The following is a 16941-nucleotide window of genomic DNA, read 5'->3' as shown; positions in this document are numbered from 1 at the left end:
AATTAGGCGACGTATGAATCACAATCGAGTGGTATGTTTCGATTTGGAAATGTGCTGTTGGAGCGAAGACGGTGTGGGAACAACAGGGGAGATCATTGAAGTTGGTCTTGCTGAGATTGACCTAACATCTGGTACTATCGTCAAGCGAGCACAATACTACGTTAAGCCAGAGAAAGACGAAGTATCTCTGTTCTGTGCCGAGTTAACCGGTATTACACCTCGTAAAATCGAAAAGCAGGGGCGCCCATTAGAGTCGGTCATCAAGTCGATGATTAAAAACTTCGGTGGTCCGAAAAAAATCTATGCAGCGTGGGGGCGTGATGACCTTATCTTACACAAAGAGTGTATAGAGAAAGGCATTGAGCCACCATTTAGCGAGTTTTTAAACATCGCAACGCTTTATCGTATTCAAAATAGATTGAAAGAAAAACGCATTGGCCACCGTGCGGCTCAAGAAGCGAAAAATATCGAGTGGGAAGGCCGTCAGCACTCCGGCTATGTCGATGCTTATAATCTTGCGAAGCTGACATTAACAATGTTGTAACGAAATTGTTGTAGCTGAATTTTTAAAACCTCTCAGTTTTATTCTTCTAGCTTTCAGTGCTATCCATTCAAAAAAAGCGACGGGTTTCTTAGCCCGTCGCTTTTTATTCATTTATGGTTTTGACTAATCATTCATGCTCAAACTAACCATTTCAGAATCTAATTAACCATTTCAGGCTCTAATCTTCGCCTAAAACGCTCAACTTACTTTTGATGAAGTCTTTGTGGTCAACATAAAGAAGTTCTGCGGTTTTGCGGATCACTGAATCTTCAAGTGGGTCAATCTCTCCATCCGCATGCGCGACTTCCCACATAGCTTTGATTAAGTCTATGCGAACCGGCTGCGAAAGCTCTCGCAGTTGAGAAGTGAAATCGTACAGAGAAACAGATTGTTCAACTTGAGGCTCAGCTTGTGTTAATAAAGCTTTTGATTCTTCTTCGGTTATGTTCAGTAAACGCTGAAGTAAGTGCAGTTTGGCTTGTTGCTCTGATTCGTTGATCGCGTGGTCTGCACCAGCGACTTCGCATAACAAGCTGGCGATGGCTAAGTTAGGTGAGGCAGTGGGCGTTTTGCCTAAATCAGAGCCGTCAACTAATTGTTTAAATAACGAGGTAAGTGAGTTAAACATAAAAGCATTCCAGTTATGGTGAATATTATTACTATTGGGCCTACGGAGTGTGATCGCAAGCGTCTTTACTTAAAACTGACATTACGAAGAGGTCAGCAATAAGGAACACTTGTTTAGTAAGGTTCAGGAAAGCGTGTCACTTTTCCATCACCACTTAACGTCGTAATCGCTTGCGGTTTACCGTCGCTATCTAATCTTAATTCACCAATCGCACTGCGGTTTGAAAGGCGATAGAAGGTTTGATTGTCTGGGCTTCGTTTCTCAATCTTTAAGCGCTTTCGCTTGGTGAAATAGTTCAGAATCGAGCGCGGGCTATACAATAGTCTGTCCCACACATCGCAGAATTTAAGCAGCGGAGCTGGGAACTGATTTTTGATACCACTACAGGTGATTTGATAAATGTTTGGGCTATTTCGGCGGTACCTAAGCTTGATATCGTAAGCAAAGGAGTAGTGAACATCACCAGAAAGTACCACGAAATTGGTCGGTGTTTTGGTATGGGTAAAGATACTGATCAGCGTATTAGCACTGCCCGGATGCGCCATCCAGTTTTCAGCGTCAATCACTAATGGTTTGCCAATTGTGGTCGCCATCTTTTGCAGAGTTTCAATAAACTTCACGCCAAACATAGGCGCAGCTGAAACGATGACGACTTTATCTTGATGCATCAATTGATGTTGAAATTCAATCAAGGCCTCCCAGTCCATCAAACCTGAAGGTTTATTCATACGAGATTCCGAACGCCAGCGACGTGTTCGGGTATCCAACACAATGACTTTGGGTGAAGTATCTATTGTGTAATGCCATTCCTCAAAGCGACTCAGCATCTCAATGAAGGCGCGATGCTTGTTTGGCTCGATATTGCTAACAGGGTGATTAGTATTGGCATCGACAGTTTCATTATGCATTTCTGTAGTGGCACGTACTTGACCAGCAAAAAGCTGTTTTGCTTGCTCGATGAACCTTTCGTCGAAGCTCTCCGGTTTGTTACCCCAGCCCTGACACATCCAGTAGGCCGCGAGGCCGTTACCAATGACTTGAGTTGCAAAGTGGTTTTGGTCTACGGCATGTTCCCAACCCACGGTAAGGTTCCAATCATCGGTTACATCGTGATCGTCAAAGATCATGTATGTAGGGATATGTGCGAACAGACGCTGTACTTGCGGTAAGCCAGCAATGAAATCATCTATGATGACGCTTTCATCACGCCATTGTTGCTGCTCGATCGGTGTTAATTTGCGTCCACCTTGAGTGAAGTTATTCTCAATTAAACGCTCTCGATTGACGCATTGCCATAGTGTCGGAGACCAAACTAACAGGTACATCGCGATAAACTCAGACAGCGTGACCAAGTGGTTTTCACAATCGGTAGAACTAAAAATCGGTACGCCACGATTCGGGAAGAACTTATCGAGCATGGATTCTGAAGTGGTGTGGTGTGGCAAGTACTGATCACGTTGATATAAGTGATATTCGCTCTCAAATAAGGCGTCACTGCTGTTGATTCGGTTAACTTGCGAGTCAGTCGGTAAGCTCTCTCCCACTAGGCCAAGCAATTGAATCACTTGCTGAATAGCATCCAGTGTTGGGCCTGCCACATGGTCAGCGTAGATCTGATCGCCGCTCATCATCAGCATATCGGGTCTTTCAGCGACGGTTTGATCGGCTATCTTGTTATCGGCCGCGACTAGGCTGTCTTTGCTTGGATGATGTGGATTACGGCAAGAGCCATGAAGAATGTAATCAGCCGAGGTCGAGATCTTAAACTCAACGCGAGATTTACCGTTGTAAACAAGGTGAGGTGCGAGCTCTTTTAATGAGCCTGACTCTGTGCGAACGTCATACTCTAGAAGTGTATTAGTCGGGAACTCACCTTGTAAGCGGATGAGCGTTACCCACGCATGTGTACCGATTTGAATCGAATCATGATCTTCAAGCGGTGAGGTATAAAACGGTTGGTCTTGTGCTGCTTCAGAATCGTCTATTTCTTGAGTATGAAGTTCGGCTCTGCCTGTCAGAGGCGAGCTGGTGGCTAACCAAAGTACGACTTCAGTTGCAGTCGTTTTTCTTAAAATGGGTCCGGCGAGTAACAGGGGAAGAGATGATGTCGTAGAGGGTTTCAATACGGTACCTAAAATCGTTGGTGGCTAGTCGTTGTGATGTGGTTTTGTTTCGAGCTTGTTCGTTTCAGGCTCTGTTATGTCAGGCGCGATCATTTCAGACTCAGGTGTTTCAGAACCATCTGCTTCAAGGAGTTCGATAACTTCCGAGCTAGAAAGTTCATGACCCATTAGAAATATTGCCAATAGGGCATCGGCTTTGGTCTTGGTATCGGATGTGTCGTCTAACACTTGCTCCAGTTTTTCACGAATCATAGCAATTTCGTGTTCAACAAAACCACGGCCTTCTTCATCCCCTTGATTGTCTTCAGGGGCATTATCGAACTCAAGAAATAGCATGTCGCCGTCTAGGTTGGTATTCACCAAACGCTCGGGCAACCATGCCTCACCAATAACAATATCCGGATCGGAATCTTTGGGTAAGTGATCTATAATGTTTTGTAATTCGGAGACTTTCACAATGCTTTCATTTAACCGAGAATATTCTACATTGTAACGGTCAATGCCGCTCAAACCTAAAATTAGTTAGCCGTTATGGTTAATAAATGTCTATTCAGTAACACAAAATTTATTACAAAGAGTAATTACATAAGAATGAAGCTCAAATATTTACCGCCTCTCGCTTCGTCGGGCGTTGTTTTCGTCAGTAGCGTTTTCCTAAGTGCGAATGCGTGGGCTGCGAAAGAGCAAGAGTGGGGGATTGCCGCGATGTTTCGTACGGCAAGTATTCCTTACGACACGTCAGGTGGTGACCAATCGGTTAGCTCTTTTGTTCCAATGCTATTTTTCAAGAACGATTATGTGTTCATTGATGGGACTGAGATGGGTGCTTACCTTTACCAACCCGACGACGAGAAATGGTCCCTTAATGCTATCTCCCGAATGCGATTTATTGATATCCCTGCTTCTGAGCAGAATAAAATTGAAGGGGATACGGCGGACTTTGGTGCTCAACTGACTTACCAACTTGATGGGCCTTGGTCTGTCGAAACGGAGTTAATGAGCGACAGTGAATTTAACTTCCACGGTAATTTACGAGCGAAAGCCAAGTATGAAACCGGAGACTGGGAGTTCACTCCGCGTGCGACACTGCGCTATAAAAGTGCGGATTTCAACAGCGAGTATTACTCAGCAGCCAATGAAACCATCGGCGCAGGTGTGGACCTGAATGTCGGTGTAGAAGCGCGTTACCATGTGGTTTCGAACTTATACTTATTGGGTTCAACCAGTGTGACTCGACTGGATGACAACGCTTACGATTCGTCGATTGTCGAAGACCGTTATCAAGGCGAACTTTACCTTGGTTTTGGCTTTTTCAATGATAAAACCAAAGCGCCAAAACCTAAGCTGAGCAATGCGCCGTATTTACGTGTTGCACACGGCTGGGCGACGCCATCGAATATTGGCGACATCATGAAGTTCAACAGGGAGAAAGACGAATACAACAACCAGTTGACCTCCTTCTTCTATGGCCACCCGTTAACCGATGAGATCTTCGGTTTCCCATTGGACATCTACTTAACACCGGGTATCGCGCATCACTGGAATTCAGATGTTCAGTCAAGCAGCACTGAATACATTGTCGCTATCAAAGCGTATTACACTTTCGACTGGCCGACACAATGGCGTGTTGGTGTGGCAGAAGGTATGTCTTACATCGATTCGCTGACTTACATCGAAGCGAAAGAGATGAAAGAGAAAGGTTATAACGGGAGCCATTTGCTTAATTACCTCGACTTTTCGGTCGATGTAAACGTAGGTGACTTAATGAGTAAGAATGACCTGAACAACTTATGGTTCGGCTATTCGTTGCATCACCGTTCTGCTATTTTTGAAAACGCCTCTCAGTTTGGTCGAATCAAAGGCGGCAGTAACTACAATACGGTTTATCTACAGTACGAGTTTTAAGCGCGGTTTTTAGCAGGCAGTTTATAACAGGCGTTTTTAGCGTTTAGTTTTTAACTGTGATTTTTGAAACATTCGGTTTGCGTTCGTCACGCTTCCATCGCTTTTACTAACGTGAGAGTGACTAATCAGCCTGATAGCAAAAGGTTTTCCCTTTGTTGTCAGGCTTTTTTGTTTGAGACTTGTGATATAATCGCGCGAGTTTAATAAGTACAAGAATAGGACACGCTTTGACTTCGTCTCCGGAAAAAGCAGATAACAACAAGAATGCAGCACAGCCAAGTTCTCCACAGAACGAAGCGAAATCAAATAAGCCTGCATCGAACCGACCTGCTAAACAATTAAATGCTGAACAAGCAAATGCCAAGAAAGCTGAACAGTCAGCGACAAAGACAAAATCATCTCAGAATAGCCCAGTATCTCTTCGTAAAGCGCTCCACGAATGTATGATGCGTGATCGCTTCCGTTTGAGTAAGCGAATTACTGGCGCGAGTAAAATCAAGAACGAACAATCTAAGCACGCTGTCTTCGATGAGATTGCGTTAGATATTGCCAAGTCAATGATGACGGCAACTCAGCGTGCTGCGCAGAAACCAACCATCGAATACCCAGAGATTCTCCCAGTAAGCCAAAAGCGCGATGATATTGCGAAAGCCATTGCTGAAAACCAAGTAGTTATCGTGGCGGGTGAAACGGGGTCGGGTAAAACTACTCAGTTACCCAAGATCTGTTCTGAGCTTGGCCGAGGTCGTTTTGGCCTAATTGGTCATACTCAGCCTCGTCGTCTTGCGGCGCGTTCGGTTGCAAACCGTATTGCGGAAGAGATGGAAACGCAGTTGGGTGAGTTCGTTGGTTACAAGGTTCGATTCAACGACCAAATTTCTGAAAACACCCAAATCAAATTGATGACCGACGGTATTCTACTGGCGGAAATTCAACACGACCGTTTCTTAAGCCAGTACGACACCATCATTATCGATGAAGCGCACGAACGTAGCCTGAACATCGACTTCATCATGGGTTACTTGAGAGAGCTTCTACCAAAGCGTCCTGACTTGAAAGTGATTATCACGTCGGCGACTATCGATCCTGAGCGTTTCTCGAAGCACTTTAACAACGCGCCGATCATTGAAGTGTCAGGCCGAACTTACCCAGTAGATACGCGTTACCGCCCATTAGGTGGTGATGAAAGCGATTCAGACCGTGACCAAATCGAAGGTATCTTTGAAGCCGTTGATGAGCTGTGTGATGAAGGCCAAGGCGATATCTTGATCTTCATGAACGGTGAGCGTGAGATTCGCGATACTGCCGACTCTTTAAGTAAACGTAACTTGCGTGATACCGAAATTGTTCCGCTTTATGCACGTCTTTCTGCGGGTGAACAGAACCGCATCTTCCAGTCTCATACTGGTCGACGCATCGTTCTGGCAACCAACGTGGCAGAAACCTCTCTAACCGTTCCGGGCATTAAGTATGTCATCGACCCGGGTACGGCGCGTATTAGCCGTTACAGCTACCGTACTAAAGTACAACGCCTACCGATTGAGCCAGTGTCTCAAGCGAGTGCGAACCAGCGTAAAGGTCGTTGTGGTCGTGTTGCTGAAGGTATCTGTATTCGCCTGTACTCTGAGGAAGATTTTGAATCACGCCCAGAGTTTACTGATCCTGAGATTCTTCGTACTAACCTAGCATCGGTTATCCTTCAGATGACAGCGTTAGGCCTAGGCGACATTCAAGCATTCCCATTTGTTGAAGCGCCAGATAAGCGCAATATTCAAGATGGTGTAAGGCTGCTTGAAGAGCTAGGTGCGATCGCGACAGTCGAACCGTCTGCGAATAAAAATAAGAACCATGGCGATGACAAGAAGAAGCTAACCGCGATTGGTCGTAAGCTCGCTAAGCTGCCGATTGATCCACGTTTAGCGCGTATGGTGATTGAAGCGCCAAGCAACCGCTGTTTGCACGAAGTAATGGTTATCGCGTCTGCGTTGTCGATTCAAGATCCGCGTGAGCGTCCATCAGACAAGCAACAATCATCTGACGATAAGCACAAGCGCTTCTTCGATAAAGAGTCGGATTTCATCACGTTTGTGAACCTTTGGGATTACGTTAAGCAGCAACAAAAAGAGCTGTCGAGTAACCAGTTCCGCAAACAGTGTAAGCAAGATTACCTGAACTATTTACGTATCCGTGAATGGCAAGATGTGTATTTCCAAATTCACCAAGCGATGCGTGAATTAGATACCAAGCTGAATACAGAGCCGGGCAGCTACGATGGCATTCACATGTCACTGCTATCAGGTTTGCTTTCGCACATCGGTATGAAAGACCAAGAAAAGAATGAATATCAAGGTGCTCGTAACGCACGCTTCCATATCTTCCCTGCGTCAGGCCTATTTAAGAAACAGCCTAAGTGGATCATGTCTGCTGAGCTGGTGGAAACCTCAAAACTTTGGGGCCGTGTTATCGCCAAAATTCAGCCTGAATGGATTGAACCATTAGCGAAACACTTGATTAAGCGTAGCTACAGCGAACCACATTGGTCGAAGAAGCAAGCGGCAGTAATGGCTCACGAAAAAGTGATGCTTTACGGAATCCCAATCATCCCGAAACGTTTAGTGAACTATGGTGCGATTGACGCAACCGTCAGCCGTGAGCTGTTTGTACGTAGCGCACTTGTTGAAGGTGAGTGGGAAACCAAACACGCCTTCTTCAAGCAGAACCGTAAGCTACTGCAAGAAGTCGAAGAGCTAGAACATAAATCGCGTCGTCGTGACATCTTGATCGACGATGATGAACTGTTCGACTTCTATGACCAGCGTGTGGGTGAAGAGGCAGTTTCAGGCCGTCACTTCGACACATGGTGGAAGAAGACCAGCCAGAAAACACCAGAGCTGCTTAACTTTGAAAAGTCGATGCTGTTCCGAGGCGATGCTAGCCACGTTACTGATTTGGATTACCCGAACTTCTGGCACCAAAACGGTATCAAGCTGAAGCTGAGCTACCAATTTGAGCCGGGCGATGACAACGATGGTGTAACGGTACACATTCCGCTGCCTATCTTGAACCAAATAGACCAGAACGGTTTTGATTGGCAGATCCCAGGCCTACGTCAGGAACTGGTGATTAGCCTAATTAAGTCGTTACCAAAAACGCTACGCCGTAACTTTGTGCCTGCGCCAAACTATGCAGATGCGTTCTTGGCTCGTGTGACACCACTTGAAGCACCGTTGTTGGATTCGCTTGAGAAAGAGCTACGCCGCATGACAGGTGTAGAAGTGGTACGTGATGACTGGAAGTTAGACCAGATTCCAGAGCACTTAAAGGTAACATTCCGTGCAGTGGATCATCGTAAGCGCAAACTGAAAGAGCAGAAAGACCTGCATGAGTTGAAAGAGAGCCTGAAAGACAAGGTTCAAGAAACACTTTCTAAAGTGGCAGACGATGACATCGAGCAGCAAAACCTGCATACGTGGAGCTTTGGTGAGTTACCAAAAGTCTACCAGCAGAAACGTGGTGGCTATGATGTTAAAGCCTTCCCAGCACTGGTGGATTCTAAAGACAGCGTAGAGATCAAATTGTTCGAAACCGAGCAAGAGCAGATCACTGCAATGAAATCGGGTCAGCGTCGTTTAATTCTGTTGAACGTACCATCGCCGATCAAATACTTGCACTCGAATTTACCGAACAAATCTAAGCTCGGTTTGTACTTCAACCCATACGGACAAGTGCTCGATCTTATCGATGACTGTATCGCTTGTGGTATTGATAAGCTGATTGAGCAGAAGGGCGGCATAGTTTGGGAGCCAGAGCAGTTTGAAGCTCTAAAAGAACACGTACGTGCAGAGTTAGATGACACAGTTGTTGAGATTGCTCAACAGGTTGAAACCATCTTAACCACGGCATTCGCCATCAGTAAGAAGCTGAAAGGGCGTGTCGATCTTTCAATGGCATTTGCGCTTTCAGACATTAAAGCTCAAATAGAAGGTTTGATTTTTAAGGGGTTTGCCACAGAATGCGGCTGGAAACGCTTGCCGGATATTCTACGCTATATGAAAGCGATAGAGCGCCGAATGGAAAAACTGCCGATTGACCCGAATAAAGATCGCCTTCATATGATCAAAGTGGACTCTGTAATGAATGATTACAAAGAGCTGCTGAATAAAATTCCAAAAGGGATCGCGGTTCCAGAAAATGTAAAAGAGGTGCGTTGGATGATAGAAGAGCTTCGTGTAAGCTTCTTCGCACAGCAACTCGGTACACCTTACCCAGTATCAGATAAGCGTGTTAAAAACGCGATTGATGCTTGCTAAACGAATAAAGCTAGACGCAATGGCAAGGTTTGGGTATAAATCTTGCTTATTGCATTACTAATTGAATAGTTATTACATACAGGGCGACTTGGTGGCAATTCATTACCACGCAAGGCCTGCCAACAGGACGAAAAAGGTCGAATATGAAAAAAACGTTATTGGCTCTAGCACTGCTAGGTGCATCTTCAACAGCGATGGCTGATTCTTGGTTGTACGGCGGCGCAATGGGTGGTCAAAACTCATTAGGTAATCAAGAAGAGACAGCGATGGGTATCCACGTGGGTACGGGCATCCTTCCATTTATTGGTGTTGAAGCGGGTTACTGGGATCTAGGTTCTTTCGACAGTGTTAAATACGGCAACCAAACACTGACTAAACTAGACGCAAGCACAACTTACCTAGCAATCAAACCAAGCATCGACTTTGGTCCTCTTCACGTATACGCGAAGGGTGGTCTTCACTCTTATGAGCTTAAAGCGAACGGCTTCAAGCAAGACGAAGTTGATATCATGTACGGTGTAGGCGCAGAATACTTCATCTTTGGCCCACTATCTGTAGGCGCTAGCTACCAAAACTTCAACATGAAAGATGACGACTCAGGCGTTTTCTCTCTAAACGCAACTATCCACCTACTGTAATTAATCAGTAAGGCGATCGTAAATAGCGGTCGGATAATTGTTTGATGGGTTTATAATACCAATCGTAGTAAATAACTGTTCATCCTAGCTAGTTAAAACGCTCGATAACTTCGTTAGAAATTTTGATTGTAGAATAACTACTTATCAAAAATTGCTGCCTTGTTCTCAAGCCTTTTTCCGGCGCTATTTATGATCATTTACTTACTGTGATTGGTATAAAAACTCATAAAAAATGCCAGCTTGATAGCTGGCATTTTTGTATCTATTGACCGGGTAATCTTGACGGTATTTTCTGACCGTAGACCGTAGACCGTAGACCGTAGAAGGCTACTTTTTACTGTTTAGAATTTTCTGAATTCTTGGGTTAATCGCTTTGCCGTGTTGGCTTTCGTACTCTTCACGTTTTAAATCGTTCAGGTTCTTTACGGAGTTAGCAGCAAGAAGGAACTGCGGTAATTCAGTTTCTAGTATGCCTTTCTCATCTAAACGTTTTGCTTCCAAATAGTACTTCTTAAACAGACCATCAAGCTTGTTTTCAGCGGTGCGTTTCAAGTCGTATAGCTTGTTTTGGATAAGCCATTTTTCAATGTTGTTAACAGCTGTGCGTGACAACACGCGAATGCGGCTATCAAGCAGCTCTTCTTCTGTTAATGAATCCTTTAGAATCCAAAGCTCACCCATTTGCGGCGGCCAACTGTTGCCTAGTTGAATGCGCTCATGACAATGCATTAGCACGCGATTAAGGCCGTCTGAGTCTACAGAGTGTGCAAACTCAAGAAACTTACCGCTTGGTTCACTACCGTATTGGTATTCCCACTGAGTTTCGTACACGCTCAAGAAAGAACCGAAAACATGGATACACCAATCTGTCAGCTCCAACTCAGCGGGATCTTGGTCAACAACAGGCACTTGTTGAGACGAACCCGTGCTAGTAGCATTGGGTGTCGCTACTTCAGTGCTCTGTGCTTCAATAACTTCAGGTACTACTGAGCCTTTAGAGTCAGGAACAACAGGTGAAGCGGGCTCAGAAGGTTGGCTTTTTGCCTTTTTGAATGAGCTGCTGCCTGAAGCGTTCAGATGGGCTAAGCTTTTGTCTATACCCATTTCCTTGAGCTTGTCCTGCATTTCCTGAATATTGAGAGGTCTTCTGCTGTTGTTGTCTTTCATTTTGCTTCTCGTTAACTAGCCAGTACTGCAGCTTGGATTCAATCCGAGATAGTGGCATTAATTCATTGGCTTTGGCTTTATACCAGAGGACAAATTTCTTCCATACTAAACTATGGTCACCGGTCAGACCGGAGAATTTAAACGCACGTTCTGCCCATGATGGTATCTCTTCTTCGTTGAGATCATGAGTAGATACGGTGTTGCTGTTCATTGAGCCTCGGCCTTGTGGGCGAGGGGCATGCTGCATGTGTTGCATCGGTGCCGGAGCAGGCTGAAACTTGGGTGCAGGTGCAGGTGCAGGTGCAGGTGCAGGTGCAGGTGCAGGTGCAGTAGAGTAGACCGGAATACTGTTGGTCGGTTGAACCTCAACGTGAGCCGCAGCTTGCTCTTGCTCAATGAGCATTTTGAAAACGTGAATCTCTTTTTGATCTCGATAATCTACTTTTATCTTATCGAGAAAACCTTGGTCGACTAGACACTTAAGGCAGTCGGCTAAACCAAACGTAGAGAGAGCACAAAGTTGACCTGCTGTCTGTAGGCACACATTGGTGTAGCCGAACTCGTCAGCACCGTCTGCAAGCATCAATAAAACGAGCTTTTCTGCTGGGCTAGAAGTATTCACTTGCCAAGCTAAATAAGAATATTTGGCGCTCAATATCGTGTTCTCAAAAAAGGTAAGTCGTTGTCACTATTGTAAGTCACCCCTTACTGAATTTATAGCAACTTAGTAGAAAACGGCATTAGTAAGCCAAATATTAACCATAAGCAGAGGTCTGCACCAAAAAGGTGAACCTGAACTCACTCATTCTCGTGGTTTACGTACCCCTCCGTTCGGCTCGAATAGCTGACTGTCCTAAACCATCATGCTCTATTTAGATGAAGAGAGCGTAATGGGCTTGTATTGGTTTCGCCAAACTAAGGCGCTTCTTGCTGCGTTGGTTAGTGATGTTGCGTTGGTTAGTGATGTTGCGTTGGTTAGTGATGCCGCGTTGGTTAGTGATGCTGTGTCGGTTATTGATCTTATGTTGGTTACTGATGCTATGCCAGTTAATGACGGCAGGCTGGTGAGTAACGCGATGTGATTATTGATGGTTTTTTCATCTATTCATAAAGTGAATTTAATTTATAAAACGCCTTGATATGATCAATATTTGCGCTATTATGACGATAAGTCAGAAATGACGAAGCGTCACAAAATGGTTAACTACATGAATTTACCATTCGTGTTAATATATTGGATAGGAGCGTTTTAAATACTGGCGAAGCTTAGGTAACGGCTAAGCTCATATACGGACTGAAAAATTATGTTTGGCTTTAGTTGTAAAGGCGATAAACAAGGTATCTTTGGTTGCAAAGGCGTGTTGTCTAAAAAGCAGCAGTCTATCGCAGACCGAGAAGTAGAATTGATGTTGTTAGCAAAAGATCTGGTTCGAGAACAAGGGTTCGGAAACCTCACGATGGATAAACTGACGGCTGCGAGCTGCTATTCTAAAGGTACGATATACAATCACTTTTGCAGCAAAGAAGATGTGGTTTTAGCTTTGTGTATTCATTCTTTAAAGGCCGAGGCATTGATGTTTGCTCGCTCTGGAGAGTTTGAAGGCAACACACGCGAAAAGATCGTCGCACTGCACGTTGCTTACCGAATCTATGCTCGCATGGAACCGGTACTATCAACTTGTGCGATCATGGCGAAAAGCCCGTGGGTACTAGAGAAAGCGTCTAGTGCACGTGTAACCGAGATGAACGAACTGGAAGAATTGGTGATTGAACAAGCCGATTCTATGGTTAACCAAGCAGTAGAAGCGGGTGACCTAAAGTTCTCTTCTGGTGTGGGTTCAGATGCCATCGTGTTTGCAAACTGGTCAATCGCATTTGGTTCAAATGCCTTGTCGCAGAACGCATCAAACAGTCATTGTATCAAGCGGTTACAAGACCCGTATTCAGTATTACATAACGCGAACATGCTTCTAGACGGCCTAAATTGGCAACCCCTTTCTAGCGATTGGGATTACCGAAAAACTTGGCGTCGTGTAGAACAAGAACTGTTCAGTGAAGAAATCACCTACTTAGAATCAGTAGGTCGATAAGCTTCCATTAAGCCCACTCATGTGGGTTTATTAATAACCATTTGTGACGATTCGTCATAAACTTAAGTTTAGCCTAACGTGGTTTTGGTTTTCTTGAGTGTATGACTAAGAATTGTGTCTTTTGTCAGCTTCGGCTGGCTTTTTAAGACACAACTATGACGAATCGTCACAAATGGAGACTGTGATGGAACATGACAGCCAGAAGCCCAATTTAGCTAATAGCTCTGATTTAATGAGTAACCCTGATTCAACTAGTCAATCGTTCAACTCAGGTCAACAGGCTCATAATCTGGATAACAGTTGGCACTCAATACCGACCAAGCGTTCGTTTATCGTTTTGCTGGTGGTTTTTTCAATCATCATGCTTTCTGCTTTTGGTGCGAAGAACCTCTACTTTAGAGGGGACTACAACATCTTCTTCGAAGGCACCAACAAACAGTTGATGGCGTTTGACGAAATCCAAACCACCTTTGCGAAAACCGACAACCTCGCGATTGTTGTTGCACCTGAAGATGGCAATGTCTTCACCCCAGAAACTCTTACCTTGCTTCAAAACCTCACGGTCGATGCGTGGCAGATCCCGTACTCAAGCCGTGTCGATTCGCTGGCCAATTATCAGCATACTGAAGCCGTTGAAGACGACCTCTTGGTCGAAGATCTGCTGTATGAAGAATACGAGCACACGCCCGAGCGAATTGCCAAAGTTAAACAGATCGCCCTCAACGAGCCACTGCTTAAAAACGCACTAGTGTCAGCCTCTGGTGACGTGACGATTGTCAACGTCACCGTGCAATTGCCTGAAGTGGATAAAACTGCCGAAGTGCAAGAAGTGATCGCGGCTATCAATACTATGCTCGCCAAGTACCAAGCCGATTACCCGAATGTCGAATTCCATAAAGCGGGCATCATTGCCATGAACAACGCGTTTATGATGTCGGCTCAAGAAGACAGCTCAACGCTCGTGCCGTTAATGCTGTTGGTGGTATTGGTGTTCCTGACCTTTATGTTGCGCTCGTTCTTTAGCGTGGTGGCTACCTTAGTTGTGATTATCTCGTCGATTGTCGCGACCATGGGTTTGTCTGGCTGGGCAGGGATGTTCCTCAGCACCGCGACGGTTAACGTTCCAACCTTGGTATTAACCCTTGCCGTTGCCGATTGTGTTCACGTGATTGTGACCATGAGACAAGCGATGCAGCGCGGGATGGAGAAAGCACAAGCCATTCAATACAGTATCAAGCTTAATGCGATGCCGATCTTAATTACTTCGGTCACCACCGCGATTGGCTTCTTGATGATGAATATGTCGGACTCTCCAGTATTGCGAGACTTCGGTAACTTGTCGGCATTGGGCGTGATCATCGCGTGTTTCCTATCCGTGACCATGCTTCCTGCGCTGTTAAAGCTCTTGCCAGTGAAGACTCTGCCAGCCAATGAAGCAGCGGAAAGCAAAGTCACTTTCATGGATAAGCTGGGTGATTTTGTCGTAGCGAACCGCAAAGCACTGCTGCCTATTTCTACGCTAGTGATCGTTGGCGCAGCCGCGTTAATTCCATTGAACAAAGTGAATGATGAATCGGTGAAGTATTTCGATACCTCAAGTGAATTCAGACAAGCAGCAGACTTCATGGAACAGACCGTAAGTGGCATGACGACCATCAGTATTGCGGTGAAAACCAATGAGTCTCAAGCGATAGCTGATCCTGTGTTTTTGCAAGCGATTGGTGACTTTACCAATTGGCTGCGCGTACAACCAGAAACCGACCATGTGGCCACACTTTCCGATGTTTACATGCGTTTGAATAAGAACATGCATGGCGATGACGATAGCTACTACCAATTGCCACTTAACCGTGAACTCGCCGCACAATACTTACTGCTTTACGAGATGTCTCTGCCGTATGGCTTGGACTTGAACAACCAGATCAACGTCGATAAATCATCGATCAAAATGGTACTCACGGTCGACAACCTAGGCAGTGTGGAATTGGTGGAACTCGAAGAGCGCATCTACTCATGGTTTGCCGCTAATGCGCCGCAGTATGAAGTAGTCGCATCCAGTCCATCTCTGATGTTTGCTCACATTGGCGAAACCAACATGGCGAGCATGCTATCAACTCTGCCTATCACCTTAGTGCTTATCTCAGGCTTGATGATCTTCGCATTGCGCTCGGTTCGCTTGGGTGTGATCAGCCTAGTGCCAAACATTGCCCCGGCAATTATTGGCTTTGGTTTATGGGCGCTGATCTCCGGTGAAATCAACTTGGGTTTGTCGGTCGTAGTCACGCTTACATTGGGTATCGTGGTCGATGATGCGGTGCATTTCTTGAGTAAATACCAACGAGCACGACTAGAAGGGAAATCAGCAGAAGAAGCCGTTCGTTACGCCTTCCACACCGTAGGTCGCGCACTGTGGATCACCACGGTCGTGTTAGTAGCTGGTTTCTCTGTACTGGCGATGTCGAGCTTCAGACTCAACTCCGACATGGGCTTACTCAGCGCAATTGTGATTTTCATTGCGCTGGTGGTCGACTTCATCTTGTTACCAAGCTTGCTGATGATCTTCGACAAACAGACTCACTATGCAGTTAAAACTCAGCACGGATCAAAGCCAGACACCAAGCCACAGCCTAGCTCAACAGCCGAACTAACTACATCGACCAAATAAGGAATCGTCAGCCTGCTGCGGTGGGCTGACTCAAGGAGAAATTTATGAAAAGCGTTAAACAAACATTCGTTACTACATTACTTACTGTCAGCTCATTAAGCGTCGGCACCTTAACAATAGGCACATTCGCCGCTTTCCCTGCATTAGCCGACCCTGCGAAAGGCCTAGAGATTGCCGAGCAACGTAAAGCCGTTGATATGGGTTGGGGCGATTCTGTCGCGACCATGGAAATGCTACTTCGCAACAAACAAGGAGAAAGCAGCACACGCCTAATGCGATTGAAATCGTTAGAAGTGGATGACGATGGTGATAAAGGGCTGACTATTTTTGATGAGCCACGCGACGTAAAAGGCACGGCTTTCCTAAACCATTCACACATCACTAAATCGGATGATCAATGGTTGTATTTGCCTGCATTGAAGCGTGTAAAACGTATCTCTTCACGCAACAAATCGGGCCCGTTTATGGGCAGTGAATTTGCTTACGAAGACTTGAGCTCGTTCGAGTTAGGAAAGTACACCTTCAACTACATTGAAGACGCCAAAATTGAAGGCGTGGATACCTTTGTATTGGAGCAAGTACCGACCGATAAAAACTCTGGCTACACCATGCAAAAGGTATGGCTAGACCAACAATATTACCGCCCAGTTCAAGTGGAGTTTTACGACCGTAAAGGCGCATTGCTCAAAACCCTGTCGTTCCAAGACTACAAACAATACCTAAACCAATACTGGCGCGCACACACTATGTCGATGCAAAACCACCAAACAGGCAAAAGTACGGTATTAACCACGACAGATTTAGCCTTCCAGACCGGTCTTAAGGACAAGGATTTTCAAAAAAATACACTTAAACGTGCAAAGTAAGGCAA

At 45.4% G+C, this 16941-nt stretch carries 13 protein-coding genes; 8 read left to right on the top strand and 5 right to left on the bottom strand.

What is annotated here, in order from left to right:
* The first annotated feature begins 13 nt into the window (after nucleotides 1-13).
* Nucleotides 14-544, top strand: coding sequence for a 3'-5' exonuclease (locus OCV30_RS08990; protein ID WP_065678715.1), 531 nt, complete (start codon nucleotides 14-16; stop codon nucleotides 542-544).
* 178 nt (nucleotides 545-722) lie between these two features.
* Here OCV30_RS08990 and OCV30_RS08985 read toward each other — a convergent pair whose 3' ends face one another.
* From OCV30_RS08985 to OCV30_RS08975, 3 genes are all read right to left on the bottom strand, one after another.
* Nucleotides 723-1172 carry a tellurite resistance TerB family protein gene (locus OCV30_RS08985; RefSeq protein WP_065678714.1) on the bottom strand — a complete coding sequence of 150 codons (450 nt, stop codon included), beginning with the start codon at nucleotides 1170-1172 and terminating at the stop codon, nucleotides 723-725.
* A gap of 113 nt (nucleotides 1173-1285) precedes the next feature.
* Nucleotides 1286-3295, bottom strand: a complete 2010-nt coding sequence (locus tag OCV30_RS08980) for a metallophosphoesterase family protein (RefSeq protein WP_065678713.1) — start codon at nucleotides 3293-3295, stop codon at nucleotides 1286-1288.
* Nucleotides 3296-3319: 24 nt separating this feature from the next.
* Complete coding sequence (locus OCV30_RS08975; RefSeq protein WP_083994590.1) at nucleotides 3320-3805, bottom strand: VC1380 family protein; 486 nt, start codon at nucleotides 3803-3805, stop codon at nucleotides 3320-3322.
* Between the two features lie 81 nt (nucleotides 3806-3886).
* On the opposite strand from OCV30_RS08975, the gene OCV30_RS08970 reads away from it, so the two are divergent.
* The 3 genes from OCV30_RS08970 (at nucleotide 3887) to OCV30_RS08960 (ending at nucleotide 10148) form a co-directional block, all read left to right on the top strand.
* Nucleotides 3887-5200 carry a MipA/OmpV family protein gene (locus tag OCV30_RS08970; protein WP_065678711.1) on the top strand — a complete coding sequence of 438 codons (1314 nt, stop codon included), beginning with the start codon at nucleotides 3887-3889 and terminating at the stop codon, nucleotides 5198-5200.
* 227 nt (nucleotides 5201-5427) lie between these two features.
* Nucleotides 5428-9510 carry an ATP-dependent RNA helicase HrpA gene (gene hrpA / locus OCV30_RS08965; RefSeq protein WP_065678710.1) on the top strand — a complete coding sequence of 1361 codons (4083 nt, stop codon included), beginning with the start codon at nucleotides 5428-5430 and terminating at the stop codon, nucleotides 9508-9510.
* Nucleotides 9511-9653: 143 nt separating this feature from the next.
* The gene (locus OCV30_RS08960) at nucleotides 9654-10148 is read left to right on the top strand and encodes an outer membrane beta-barrel protein (RefSeq protein WP_009847008.1); all 495 of its coding nucleotides are present in this window, start codon (nucleotides 9654-9656) and stop codon (nucleotides 10146-10148) included.
* 327 nt (nucleotides 10149-10475) lie between these two features.
* Here OCV30_RS08960 and OCV30_RS08955 read toward each other — a convergent pair whose 3' ends face one another.
* Entirely contained in the window at nucleotides 10476-11252 is a 777-nt protein-coding gene (locus OCV30_RS08955; RefSeq protein WP_065678709.1) for a hypothetical protein, read from the bottom strand.
* On the bottom strand, nucleotides 11173-11970 hold the full coding sequence (locus OCV30_RS08950) for a hypothetical protein (protein WP_065678708.1): 798 nt from the start codon (nucleotides 11968-11970) through the stop codon (nucleotides 11173-11175). Before OCV30_RS08950 ends, OCV30_RS08955 begins: the two co-directional genes overlap by 80 nt.
* A 208-nt stretch (nucleotides 11971-12178) precedes the next feature.
* On the opposite strand from OCV30_RS08950, the gene OCV30_RS08945 reads away from it, so the two are divergent.
* From OCV30_RS08945 to OCV30_RS08930, 4 genes are all read left to right on the top strand, one after another.
* The gene (locus tag OCV30_RS08945; protein WP_244499029.1) at nucleotides 12179-12397 is read left to right on the top strand and encodes a hypothetical protein; all 219 of its coding nucleotides are present in this window, start codon (nucleotides 12179-12181) and stop codon (nucleotides 12395-12397) included.
* A gap of 222 nt (nucleotides 12398-12619) precedes the next feature.
* Entirely contained in the window at nucleotides 12620-13405 is a 786-nt protein-coding gene (locus OCV30_RS08940; protein ID WP_017109714.1) for a TetR/AcrR family transcriptional regulator, read from the top strand.
* 121 nt (nucleotides 13406-13526) lie between these two features.
* Nucleotides 13527-16070, top strand: a complete 2544-nt coding sequence (locus OCV30_RS08935) for an efflux RND transporter permease subunit (protein WP_083994589.1) — start codon at nucleotides 13527-13529, stop codon at nucleotides 16068-16070.
* A 44-nt stretch (nucleotides 16071-16114) separates the two neighbouring features.
* A complete protein-coding gene (locus OCV30_RS08930) occupies nucleotides 16115-16936 on the top strand; it encodes an outer membrane lipoprotein-sorting protein (protein ID WP_065678705.1) in 822 nt (273 codons plus the stop codon).
* Nucleotides 16937-16941 lie beyond the last annotated feature (5 nt).

The organism is Vibrio atlanticus, from assembly GCF_024347315.1.
Lineage (GTDB): Bacteria > Pseudomonadota > Gammaproteobacteria > Enterobacterales > Vibrionaceae > Vibrio > Vibrio atlanticus.
Note: the sequence above shows the minus strand (reverse complement) of the source record. Positions and strands in the feature narration are given on the sequence as shown.

What these genes read in the sequence shown, in the direction of transcription:
- OCV30_RS08990 (WP_065678715.1), top strand. Translation starts at nt 14, where the DNA reads ATGAATCACAATCGAGTGGTATGTTTCGATTTGGAAATGTGCTGTTGG.
- OCV30_RS08985 (WP_065678714.1), bottom strand. Translation starts at nt 1,172, where the DNA reads ATGTTTAACTCACTTACCTCGTTATTTAAACAATTAGTTGACGGCTCT.
- OCV30_RS08970 (WP_065678711.1), top strand. Translation starts at nt 3,887, where the DNA reads ATGAAGCTCAAATATTTACCGCCTCTCGCTTCGTCGGGCGTTGTTTTC.
- OCV30_RS08960 (WP_009847008.1), top strand. Translation starts at nt 9,654, where the DNA reads ATGAAAAAAACGTTATTGGCTCTAGCACTGCTAGGTGCATCTTCAACA.
- OCV30_RS08955 (WP_065678709.1), bottom strand. Translation starts at nt 11,252, where the DNA reads ATGGGTATAGACAAAAGCTTAGCCCATCTGAACGCTTCAGGCAGCAGC.
- OCV30_RS08945 (WP_244499029.1), top strand. Translation starts at nt 12,179, where the DNA reads ATGCTCTATTTAGATGAAGAGAGCGTAATGGGCTTGTATTGGTTTCGC.
- OCV30_RS08940 (WP_017109714.1), top strand. Translation starts at nt 12,620, where the DNA reads ATGTTTGGCTTTAGTTGTAAAGGCGATAAACAAGGTATCTTTGGTTGC.
- OCV30_RS08930 (WP_065678705.1), top strand. Translation starts at nt 16,115, where the DNA reads ATGAAAAGCGTTAAACAAACATTCGTTACTACATTACTTACTGTCAGC.